General features: G+C 53.2%; 10 protein-coding genes. 4 read left to right on the top strand and 6 right to left on the bottom strand.

All coding sequences use genetic code 11. The annotated features are described in order from the left end of the window. Positions 1 to 327 (top strand): LysR substrate-binding domain-containing protein (locus AC2FI9_RS13910; RefSeq protein ID WP_496768409.1); only part of this gene is annotated, 327 nt, incomplete at its 5' end. A gap of 55 nt (positions 328 to 382) precedes the next feature. On the opposite strand, the gene AC2FI9_RS13905 is transcribed toward AC2FI9_RS13910, so the two are convergent. Next, a complete protein-coding gene (locus AC2FI9_RS13905; protein WP_496768407.1) occupies positions 383 to 1,615 on the bottom strand; it encodes a flavin-containing monooxygenase in 1,233 nt (410 codons plus the stop codon). Positions 1,616 to 2,187: 572 nt separating this feature from the next. On the opposite strand from AC2FI9_RS13905, the gene AC2FI9_RS13900 reads away from it, so the two are divergent. After that, on the top strand, positions 2,188 to 3,462 hold the full coding sequence (locus tag AC2FI9_RS13900) for an adenylate/guanylate cyclase domain-containing protein (RefSeq protein WP_496768405.1): 1,275 nt from the start codon (positions 2,188 to 2,190) through the stop codon (positions 3,460 to 3,462). Between the two features lie 199 nt (positions 3,463 to 3,661). On the opposite strand, the gene AC2FI9_RS13895 is transcribed toward AC2FI9_RS13900, so the two are convergent. The 3 genes from AC2FI9_RS13895 to AC2FI9_RS13885 form a co-directional block, all read right to left on the bottom strand. Beyond that, positions 3,662 to 4,069, bottom strand: coding sequence for a universal stress protein (locus AC2FI9_RS13895; protein ID WP_496768403.1), 408 nt, complete (start codon positions 4,067 to 4,069; stop codon positions 3,662 to 3,664). Positions 4,070 to 4,129: 60 nt separating this feature from the next. Next, positions 4,130 to 4,579: a phasin family protein gene (locus tag AC2FI9_RS13890; protein ID WP_496768399.1), complete on the bottom strand. Its 450-nt coding sequence runs from the start codon at positions 4,577 to 4,579 to the stop codon at positions 4,130 to 4,132. A 133-nt stretch (positions 4,580 to 4,712) separates the two neighbouring features. Further along, complete coding sequence (locus tag AC2FI9_RS13885; RefSeq protein WP_496768385.1) at positions 4,713 to 5,183, bottom strand: c-type cytochrome; 471 nt, start codon at positions 5,181 to 5,183, stop codon at positions 4,713 to 4,715. Positions 5,184 to 5,446: 263 nt separating this feature from the next. Between AC2FI9_RS13885 and AC2FI9_RS13880 the strand changes: the two genes are divergently transcribed. Beyond that, positions 5,447 to 6,667 (top strand): APC family permease, encoded by a 1,221-nt coding sequence (locus AC2FI9_RS13880; protein ID WP_480647919.1) that lies wholly within the window; start codon positions 5,447 to 5,449, stop codon positions 6,665 to 6,667. A 48-nt stretch (positions 6,668 to 6,715) separates the two neighbouring features. Then, positions 6,716 to 8,332: an MFS transporter gene (locus tag AC2FI9_RS13875; protein WP_496768382.1), complete on the top strand. Its 1,617-nt coding sequence runs from the start codon at positions 6,716 to 6,718 to the stop codon at positions 8,330 to 8,332. Positions 8,333 to 8,341: 9 nt separating this feature from the next. Here AC2FI9_RS13875 and AC2FI9_RS13870 read toward each other — a convergent pair whose 3' ends face one another. Next, complete coding sequence (locus tag AC2FI9_RS13870; RefSeq protein WP_496768381.1) at positions 8,342 to 9,916, bottom strand: trypsin-like peptidase domain-containing protein; 1,575 nt, start codon at positions 9,914 to 9,916, stop codon at positions 8,342 to 8,344. Positions 9,917 to 10,066: 150 nt separating this feature from the next. Next, the gene (locus AC2FI9_RS13865) at positions 10,067 to 10,567 is read right to left on the bottom strand and encodes an Hsp20/alpha crystallin family protein (protein WP_496768377.1); all 501 of its coding nucleotides are present in this window, start codon (positions 10,565 to 10,567) and stop codon (positions 10,067 to 10,069) included. Between the last annotated feature and the right edge of the window lie 177 nt (positions 10,568 to 10,744).

The following is a 10,744-nucleotide window of genomic DNA, read 5'->3' as shown; positions in this document are numbered from 1 at the left end:
TGGTTGCAGGAACTGGGCACCAACGAGGCGGCCGACTGGTTCACCTATCATGGGGTCGTACCTCCCGAGCCATTGACGATCAATCACATGCCGGGGAACCTGATCATGACTGCGGTTCGCCGGGGTGACGGTATCACGTATTCTGCCAGAGCTTTTTTCGAGGACGATCTGTCATCTGGCCGGATGATTGAGTTGTTCTCTGAGCCACTCTTCGGCGTCTATTACATCCAGACTCAAGCAGAATTTCAGCGCCCAGAGGCTAAGGTGTTCGTCAACTGGCTTAAAGCGCAATCACAAGCCGTATCGAGACACAACTCTGGAAGCTGATCTTGTTACAGTTGGAAACCTTCGATCCAAGCTAGGCTCGAGGCTGTCGCGTAGCTTATTTGTTCGAAGTAGAAATCAAGTGATCAACTACGTACTCCGCGTCCTCGCCCACGCCATAAAACAGGCCAGACCCTTGTGTATGCATCCAATGCAGTCCGCAGAAGTACAGGCCTGCTATATCCGTAGCACCTCGCTCATATAGCGGATAGCCAGTCTCATCGAAGACTGGCAAGTCGATCCATCCAAAATCGCGGTGAAACCCAGTTGCGTATATGACGGTTGAAACATTTGCTGCAGCCAAGTCGAAGAACGGTGGTTCAGGTTTGGGCTGCCAGTTGATCGGGACAACAATTTCCTTGGGATCATCGAGTCCATTCTCTGCAACAAACGTGTCGATGCTCTCCATTTCCGCGCGACACACATCGTCCACTGCCTTGAGCGTCTCTTCAAGTCCGCCCGCCAAAATCAGACACCCGTCTTGAACACACTCAACCTTGCTGTGTAGTTTGACCCCGTCGAGCGCCATCTGGCGCAGATCATTAATACGACCACCCTCTCGCCCTGAGAGATGTGGATGGGCTTTGAACCGGATAGCTGTCCCTTTGGGATGGTCCTTTACCGCCATGTTCATGTACCCAGTCGCCAAGTCCCATTCAAAAATGTCGCGACCCCTATAGCGACGTGGGATGCGGCCAGCACTGCCCACTGCGAGATGTACGTCGCGCCCGGATAAGTGCAGGTCCTCAGCGACCTGACACCCTGACTGACCACTTCCAATAATGAATACCGCACCATCCGGTAGGCTCGCTGAGTTGCGATAGATACACGTATGTATGCCAGTAACCCTTTCGGGCAGATCGTAATGCCAACTTGGTATATTCGGGTGTTGATGCGTGCCGACGGTGACGATCAAGTTCTGCGCTCTGATTTCGCCATCTGATATGGTTAGTTTGAACCGACCCGGTCCTGCACTTGCCTCGATTCTAGCCACCTCGACGCCCCCTCGATAGGGCGGACCAAAACTGCTCGCATAGTCTTCGATGTACTTGACGATCTCATCGCGGAGCATGAAACCATCGGGATCATCCCCATCGTAATGGAAACCTGGAAGTCGGCAGAGTTTGTTAGGAGAGACAAGGCAGAACGAGTCCCAACGGTTACGCCATGTATCGCCAATCTGCCCGCGGTCCAAAACAACGTGATCAAGGCCAGCCTGCTTTAAGTGCCAGCTAACGGAAAGACCAGCTTGACCTCCGCCCACAACCACAGTGTCAATCAGGGTGTACATAACAGCAAACCTCTCTATGAAACTCTATCGGCGACAGCTAGTTGCTTCAATGTATCAATGTCCGCTCAGGGCTCGAACTAGACCTTCGATGCCGCTGGCGCAAATGGCGGCTTTGGGCCGTCCTCGGTGGTAGTATTATGTGAGGCGGGGTGCTTGCCGCACTTGCTCCGAGGTCTGCGATGAGCCGAGGCTGTGTGAAAACTCTGACCGGTTGGCGAAATATGTCGAAAATACCCTTTATGTGCGTTCTTCCGCGCTTCTGAGAGAGCAATTTACACAGGCGCTGAAAACGAGCTCGACAAGAGAGTTGGTGGGCCGGAGTTTTCACACAGCCTCAGCCCAAACTACCCAGATATCGCACTGCGGCGAATGTCCTGTTCTCAAACCGCAGCCAGATGTACTCCGCTTCTAGTCCGTGACGACGACCGCTATGCTGTTCGATATCGGAGGGAAGCGGTGTGACGCATCTTCAGAAACCCGTAACGGCTGATCGTACAGCTGTAGAGCGCGCGCAAGGACGGCTGACGCGTCGCAACGAAGACAGATTTGCCGAGGCAGAGCAGCAGGGTCTTTTGCTGGCCGCGAAGGTTCGAACCACAGCACTTTGTATTGTTTTGATCTGGGTTGCGATAGACACACAAAGCCGCGGTGCCAGCTTTCTCTACGATATTTCTCAGGTTGCAGTATTCGCGGTGCTTGGAATCTTGCAGTACTTTTCAGCCAAGCATAGCGCGAATGCCAGTGTAATGAACTATGTCTTCGTTGCCATCGACTGTGCTTTGCTGGCTTTCATCTCCAGCACTCCAAACCCTTTCGCTGAATACAATTTACCACCTGCGATCCTGATGAATGGAAGCCAGTTCACCTATTTCTATCTCTTCCTGATGCAGGCAGCATTCAGCTTTCGCCCAAGCCTGGTTCTCTGGTGCGGTTTTTGCATCGTTACAGCGCGCACAGGAATGCTGGTTTGGTTTGTGAGCCAACCTGGCGCCTATACCAACCTCGATCTTAGTGAGCGCACTGTGGAGGACTTTTTGATGGCGCGCTCTGATCCGAATTTCATCTTTCTGGGATTTTGGGCTCAAGAGATCATCGTTTGCTTGCTTGTTACTGCTGGCCTCGCCGCCTTGGTACGTCGCTCTCGGCGGCTTGTAGAAAGTCGAATTCGTACGGAGCGGTCACGCTCCAATCTTGCACGCTACTTTTCGCCAAACGTTGTGGACCGTCTCAGTAGTGCCGAGGACAGCTTTGGCGATGCGCGTGAACAAGACGTCGCTGTCATGTTTGTTGACATCATCGGGTTTACCTCCATGTGCGAGAACGACGCCCCTAGCGATGTCGTTGATTTCTTACGCGGGTATCATGACAGGTTGGGCAAGGCAGTTTTCGAGAACGGAGGCACACTGGACAAATATCTGGGCGACGGGCTGATGGCGACCTTCGGGACACCAGAGGCCAGTGAGAACGACGCCAGAAAGGCACTTCAATGCGCCTTTGACATGTTTGAGGCATTGAGCATCTGGAACCGTGACAGGAGTGCCGAAAGGCTTCCTCCGGTACGCATTGGGATTGGCATCCACTTCGGTCCCGTTATCTCAGGTGACATCGGAAACCAACGCCGTCTTGAATACAGTGTCATCGGCGATACCGTGAACGTCGCAAGCAGGCTTGAGCAGCTGTCCCGGAAACTAAAAGCCTCTTTGGTGGTTAGCGATTTATTGATCGAGGCAATAGATCCGACGGACAAGATCGGGCAATCTTTAATCAAAAGATTGGTTCCCGCCGGAGTGCAAGATTTGAGAGGAAGACGCGGAAAGATCGGCGTTTGGACCTACATACCGAAATAGTAAGTATTTGCTCATGGCTTTGCCATTCCCCTGAATTCAACTTTCGCAATCCATTCAGTCGGACCCACTCATTGAGCTTATCAACGCCTTCCATTTCCACATGTTCATGCAGCGTGTGATGATCGTAAAATAACTGGGATCTGGAAAGTCGACTCATCCACGACGCTAAATCGACGTGCGGCGCTTACCAGAAACCGGTTCAGCGGACCACATGGACAGAACAATTAGCGTGGTGAACGACCCGGTTCGCAGTCGACCCAATAAATATGTTCTCGATTCCCGGCTTGTGTGAGGCCAGCACTATGCAATCGATTTTGTTTTCATTTGCGAAATCAACGATCGCTCGGCCAGCGCTCCCCGAGATAAGCCGCGGTTTCGCGCCCGGTAGCTCTGCAGCGTTCCGATGTAAGCCTTCCTGAAGCTCTTTTCGCGTGTTTGCCATAACTTCCTCGGGTATCTGGGATGCCACATATGCAGGGATCGGTTCCTGCACATGGAGCACTGTGAATTCCGCATTTGCATTCGCCAGCAAACGAGCAGCTTCAAATGAGGCCTGTGTATCATGATCTTTGTCCAGCGCGACTGGTACCAGAATGTTTTTATACATATTAGCTACCTTCCATTGCTCCAGCTACGATCTTTCCGGCCTCCGCAGTGATGCGGCACACTAAACCGGTTCTGATTTCGAAGACTTACCCGCTTTCTTTGCTGTACTTGCGACATCATCTATTGTCTTTTCTACAGCTTCGGCTTCGGTTTCCGCTGCATATACTGCACATCGGGCAACTGTTTCGAACCATTCCTGAGCGTCAGCCACAAGGCGTTCGGCTGAGTGCTTCTGCCACTCTGCTATGGATTGCAGCGCTTTCGCCGGATCAGTCGGGTCTACAGCAGACGCCGAGCGCGCAGCTTCAAGCGCGGTTCGAACAGCCTCGTGACGCCTCTCAAACCAATGTTGAGCAAAGGCCTCTGCCTCTTTCAGTGACTTCTCCTGCGTGTCCCAGAATTGCTCAAGCTGAGCGTCTAAAAACGGATTGGCTGAAGTAGACGGCTGCATCTGCTTGAAAATATCGACAAGTGGGTTGGAGTAACTTGATTTTGGCTTCTCTTCAGGCATCGGAGATTCCTCCTCATCTTCCCAATGCTGAATGTTACCAATTCCCGTAGAAAATAACCTTAATGTAGATCAACCGGCGTCAACAAACGTGGGCAGTGGTGCTCTACAATCTAATGGCGGCATTTGTACCAAACTACTCGATTTGAATAGACTCCAGATAGTAAATCACATTTGCCAACGGCACACCTGCGAACATCGGCTGGCCATCAGGCATGGTCAGCGCAACTTTTTGGTCCGAGTCCAAAGCTGTTCCAAAAATGGGCATTTCTCCGCCATGCGCGAGCAATGGTGCGCGACCATCAATTTGACGCGCCACCGCCTCAATCGGAAAAACACCGTCGTTTTGGGCCGCGAGCCTCGTCAGATCGGGTGTCCTTATCGCCAGCATCTCCGCCATTGGACCATCTCCTGTGGCCTCGAAACCATGGCATTGCCAACAATAAGTTCTGTAGAGATCGTGCCCATTTTGAAGGTCAATATCCTGCGCCAGTGCAGCACTTGCAGCAAATATTGACAAAAGAAGTCCGCGACAAACTAGCATCTGTTCCTCCTCCGAGATCAGCATTTCGAGTTGAAAATACGCGATATCGAATGAATGCTTCATTGATCTCGCTCATATTCAACCTTTGAGTACCAGCTGGGAAAAACCATCACGAAACGACGGTCGCAGCATTCGGATCCGCCTCTCTGATCAGTCTTAGCGCCTAATGATATAGATCAATGCCAAATAAAGAATTACATATCAAAGTATGAATGTTTCAGAAGGAGCTCGGCATGAGCGGTGATGAGCCCTTGGTTTATCATCGGGGTGCTTGTTTGCGGCACAGCTTCGGTAACCCGGCAATTGCCCATCAAGGAGTGAGGTGAATGCATACAGTTGATCCACCGTCCCCTAAACTCCGACGTTCTCTCACCACCCCGTTGCTTACATTATATGGGCTCGGTGTTACCGTCGGTGCGGGAATTTATGTGCTCGTCGGCGCAACCGCCGAGGCCGCGGGCCCTTATGCTGCAGTTTCGTTTCTTGTTGCAGCGCTCGTCGTTTCGCTGACGGCTTTGTCGTACGCCGAACTCGCGACACGCTATCCCGTAAGCGCGGGTGAAGCGGCATACGTTGAAGCGGGATTTCAAAGGGGCTGGATGGCGGTTCTAATCGGTCTTGCCGTTGCTGCGTCTGGGATTATTTCAGCCTCCGCTGTTGCGATTGGGGCGGCCTCATACCTTCACACCCTGACGGGGCTTGGCACCGCATTGCTTACGATCTGCGTTGTGTCGGTAATGGGGCTGATTGCACTCTGGGGCATTACACAATCGGTATTTGTGGCAGCCGTGATCACGGTCATCGAGATCGCGGGGCTTCTTTTTGTGATTGGCTGGGGCATGTCTGTGCAGGAACCGCAAGGCCATGAAATTAGTGAGATGATTCCGGGGCTCGAGCTCAGTACCTGGCGCGGTATTATGGCGGCATCTCTGCTGGCTTTTTTTGCCTTTGTCGGCTTTGAGGACATGGCAAACGTCGCGGAAGAGGTAAAAGACCCAACCCACACAATTCCAAAGGCTATCCTTTTAACGCTCGTTCTGGCGACGGGTTTGTATCTAGCGACCTCGATCACGGTCCTGCTCGTTGTTCCTATCGATACCTTGTCGACCTCGGCCGCCCCACTCACGCTGGTTTTCTTCGACGCACCCGAAGTAATCAAACAAGGGTTCGCCGCAGTCGCGGTTGTTGCAACAGTCAATGGCGTCTTGATCCAGATGATTATGGCGTCGCGGGTGATCTATGGTCTTGCCGACCGGGATCATCTTCCGAAAATACTGGCGACTGTCCCGCAGGTTACCCAAACACCGGTCGTCGCAACCCTGTTGGTAGTTGCGATAATCCTTCTGCTGACGCAAACTCTGCCAATCGGCATACTAGCGGAACGCACATCCCAGATCGTTTTGGGAGTGTTTGTTTTGGTCAACATCTCGCTGATATTGCTGAAGTCCCGGCCAGGGTCAACTCGGGAACATTTCCGCGTACCTCTTGTTGTGCCAATCCTTGGGGTGCTGACCAGCGCTCTGCTTTTTGGTGCCGGATTTCTCTGAGAGGAAAACCGACAGCACAGGGTCATCAGAACGGGGTCCGACTGACGCATGAACACTGACCGATCAACAATTGGAAGGCGGATTTCAGGCTGGTGGCACCGGACTTTCGTTGATCTGGTCGCACAATTGCAATGGTCTTACTTGCCACCATTGATGGTTTACTTTGCGGCCGGGGTTTCGGGACTAACATCCGTCGTCGGTGCGTTTTTTCTTAAAGACTATCTGAATCTATCCGCCGCCTCTGTTGCGGGATTGGCATTCTGGGCCGGGTTGCCGTGGATTCTAAAAATGCCGCTGGGTCATCTTGTTGATCTGTTCTGGCGCTGGAAATCCCTGCTGATTGTCGTTGGCGCATCCCTTATCACGACGTCATTGCTCATCATGTACAGGCTTGTGGCTGCGCCTGACCAAATGGCCGGCATTATGCCACTTGAGAATTGGTACGTCGTTGCCTTGATGTTGGCTCCTTCAGGTTATGCCATTCAGGATGTCGTTGCTGACGCCATGACAGTCGAAGCAGTGCCGCAATCGGACCGAGACGGACGCGCGTTTATTCAGGACGAAGTTCGTGCCCGGCACACCACCATGCAGACCCTCGGCAGGATTGCGATCATATCCGGGTTTGCAGGGGTCGCCGCGGTTAACATCTGGATTTTTTCGGGGGCGGAAAATCTGGAGCAAGCCGATCGTTTGGTTCTCTACGGTCGGGTCTATCTCATTGCCCTGGCTATCCCACTGTTGTCTGTCAGTGGAGTGGTTCTTCACGCTCTGATACAGCGTCGCCTCGTTCGTCGAGGACACCTTCTGCACAGACCAGATCAAACCACCGAAGTAAGGTGGCCGATACTGCTGGGCGGACTTGCGTTTGTTGTTCTCAGCATAGTGTTGGGAACCGCAAATTTTGCCTTCGCGCAAGAGACCGTTTTTGCGGTGTCGCTCACGGTCATTCTCTACCTCATGTCGCGTTTGCTGAGAGAGCTGGAGTGGAAACAGGCCAAAGTTCTGATCGGGACAGCAACTATCATTTTCGTTTTTCGAGCAGTTCCCTTGCCAGGACCGGGCCTGACCTGGTTCGAGATCGACGAGCTTGGGTTTGACGAACAGTTCCTGGCCATTCTAGCGCTTCTGACCTCACTACTTGCTCTGCTTGGCCTGATTATCCTCAGGCCGTTTATGGCAAGTCGTTCGATTGCGCAGGTTGTAGTGTTACTCACGATTGCCGCCGGAGTGCTGTCCCTGCCAAACCTTGCCTTGTACTACGGGGTGCATGAATGGACGGCCGCGCGCACAGGTGGGGTCGTGGATGCAAGGTTTATCGCCATTCTTGACACAGCCGTTGAGTCACCGCTGAGTCAGATCGCGATGGTCCCAATGTTGGCTTGGATCGCGCGCAACGCCCCAACACATCTGAAGGCTACCTTTTTTGCGGTCATGGCGTCGTTCACCAACATGGCATTGTCAGCAAGCAGTCTCGGTACAAAATACCTGAATCAGATCTTTACCGTTACCCGCGCGGTTACCGATCCCAGAACGGGTACCGTTGCCTCCGTCGCTGACTATAGCCACTTAGGGAACTTGCTGATTACCGTGGGCTTGATCTCTGTCATCATCCCACTGGCTGTGGTTTTTCTTGTGCAAAACTCGCCTTATCAGACGCGCGATTGAATATGCGGATCAATCGCTTTCATCGAGAAGTATCTTGAGGTGTGACACCGGAACGCCAATATTCGAGCCGCCAAATTCGGGTAAGATCGCGGCATTGATAGCAACCACCTCGCCATTTCGGTTCAGGGCAGGTCCGCCGCTTCCGCCGGTTGTGGTTTCAGCATCATAGACGACTGCACCGGCACTGGTCTGGGCGACGATCCCCCGGCTGGCCAGAGGCCTGATCTTGTTCTGCTCTGAAAGGTGTTTTGCAATAGTCCAGAAATCGACGGCGCCGTCTCTCTCAAGCGTTTTCAGAAAATCCGGCCCAGCCTGCACAATCAAGGCCTTAAGGCCAGTCGGAAATCCAAGCAAGAAAACTTCTTCACCTGCTCGCGTCGGGTGAGGTGCCAGTGAAAGTCCAAGCCCTTGAACACGGTTCGCATCAACGGACAGAAGCGCCAGATCGGCCGTTTTGCTTGCCCTAAGCAATACCGCTTCCATTGGCTTGGATTGTTCTGGAAGATAAGCCAGCAGGCTAAGTATCTCGGCTTCAAGCCCTGCTGCCTTCAGGGCCTGCGCCCGATCCCCGGTCGTCCAGGGCAAGGCGACATGACGGTTGGTCACCAAAAGAGAGGTGTCCTGCAATAGAAACCCGGTTCCAGTGAACTGAAATTCTGCTGGCGCGCCTGCCGCATCTGGCTCAATCCATGGTTTTCCGAATGGAGTTTTTAGTTTCTCCCCGTCCGGGCCAAGCACATGCCGCAGCAATTTGCCGCTTTCGGTCTGTCGCAATCCGTAAGCACCCTGGATAAAGGCAATAGATCGCGTCGAGGCTGTGATAACTCGCCTTGACGCACCAGCGCGTTCTTCCAAAGTGCCAAGGCGCTGCTCGGTGGAAATCACCTGGTTGTCAAACGCTTCTCTGAGCGCCACCAGATCATCCGCCGTCAGTGCATCTTCTCGCGTCTGCGTAAGCATGACAGCAACCGCCTCGATCTTGAGAGATTCCTGTTTAAGGCTGTCCGCCAGCTTCCGGTCGTTCTGAAAAAGCAAATAGCCAAAGGCAAAGATCAGAAGAAGCACACCGATAACGGTAACCCTGAACAAAACCGTGGTTTGTGATGTCAGCCGACGCCCGCCTTCGCGCAGCGCACCGGACATTTTTCTGGCCAAGGGTCGTCGGCTGGAGCGCGCATACACATAAGCGTCACTTATTATGTCTTCGACCGTGTGATGTGCAGGGAATGAGTGGTCACACACCCTGTAGCGCGACATGGGCCCCTCTTCACCGAACTCAATCATGTCGCCATGCCTAAGAACTGCCGAAGCAGTTTTTTGACCATTGACCCAAATATCCCGGCCAGGCAACGCGTTTAGCGCGTAACCGCCTTGCGACCACTGAATGGTCGCCACGTCTTCGTCATGCGGGGCCAAATCCTCTTTTCGCCTGAACTTCAGGATACGATCAGGACCCACCGAAGCAGCCAAAGCGTTGCCGACAAGCCAGGTAACGGTTCCGCGGGACGGCCCCGTCAAGCTCTCCAGAAATGCACGGACATCGCCCGTTTCACTTTCCACATCGCTTTTGTCAGGCGTCCGCATCGTCCATCTCAGTTCTCTAGCGCTATTGGCACATTATCATGCCCAGCAGTGAAACCGCTATGGTGGGCAATAATGTGCTCGTTTTAAGAACACCAAGGGTCCGCGCATGCTGCCCGGACCATGATGGTTGCGCGTGCGCCTCCATTGCGCCTATTTCGATGAGACCTTAATCTTCCGGCTGGGATCCTGAGGTTCGGTTTTCGGCATCGTGACGTGCAGGACACCTTTGTCGAACGCAGCGGAAATCTCCTCGATATCGACTGCATCAGGCAGCGTCATTGTCCGGGTGAAACTGCCAAAGCTTCTCTCGCTAACGCGCAGATCGCCCGTGTCATCATGTGTGACCTTCTTCTGGCCTCGCAGGGTCAATCTGCGGCCTTTGATTTCGACTTCGACGTCGTCTTCTTCGAGACCCGGCAATTCAGCCGTGAGAACGATCGCTGTATCCGTTTCGTGGATGTCAATCGCCGGCGAAATCGCACCCGTCATGTCCAACGACGGGAAGCCCGTGCGTTGCGCGGCTGTTTCCAGCGGCAGGAATGGCGCTGCGCCCCCGAAAAAGCGCGACATCATGGATTCCATTTCGCGTCGAAAATTATCAGAGAGCGGATGTGTTCCAGCAAACAGTTGTGGTTTTTTGTCTTCAAGCATTTTCTGATCCTCCTCCTTTGGTGCGATTGGGGGGAGGCTGCATTATGGCAAAAGATGCATCTAGTTGCCTTGATCTTGCGCAACCAAGTGTCCTCGGTATCGCGTCAAGAGACATCCCGACCGTATCGGCATTCTGAAATGAAACAAGGCGTATTACCAGTCATACGTCCAGGCCAA

This window comes from Ruegeria sp. CDSA246 (assembly GCF_059611225.1).
The sequence above is the reverse complement of the archived record's forward strand: the minus strand, read 5'-3'. Positions and strand labels throughout refer to the sequence as shown.

Excerpts from the sequence above, each read along its gene's own strand:
- AC2FI9_RS13880 (WP_480647919.1), top strand. The coding sequence starts at position 5,447 with ATGCATACAGTTGATCCACCGTCCCCTAAACTCCGACGTTCTCTCACC.
- AC2FI9_RS13890 (WP_496768399.1), bottom strand. The coding sequence starts at position 4,579 with ATGCCTGAAGAGAAGCCAAAATCAAGTTACTCCAACCCACTTGTCGAT.
- AC2FI9_RS13870 (WP_496768381.1), bottom strand. The coding sequence starts at position 9,916 with ATGCGGACGCCTGACAAAAGCGATGTGGAAAGTGAAACGGGCGATGTC.
- AC2FI9_RS13905 (WP_496768407.1), bottom strand. The coding sequence starts at position 1,615 with ATGTACACCCTGATTGACACTGTGGTTGTGGGCGGAGGTCAAGCTGGT.
- AC2FI9_RS13895 (WP_496768403.1), bottom strand. The coding sequence starts at position 4,069 with ATGTATAAAAACATTCTGGTACCAGTCGCGCTGGACAAAGATCATGAT.
- AC2FI9_RS13875 (WP_496768382.1), top strand. The coding sequence starts at position 6,716 with ATGAACACTGACCGATCAACAATTGGAAGGCGGATTTCAGGCTGGTGG.
- AC2FI9_RS13885 (WP_496768385.1), bottom strand. The coding sequence starts at position 5,183 with ATGAAGCATTCATTCGATATCGCGTATTTTCAACTCGAAATGCTGATC.
- AC2FI9_RS13865 (WP_496768377.1), bottom strand. The coding sequence starts at position 10,567 with ATGCTTGAAGACAAAAAACCACAACTGTTTGCTGGAACACATCCGCTC.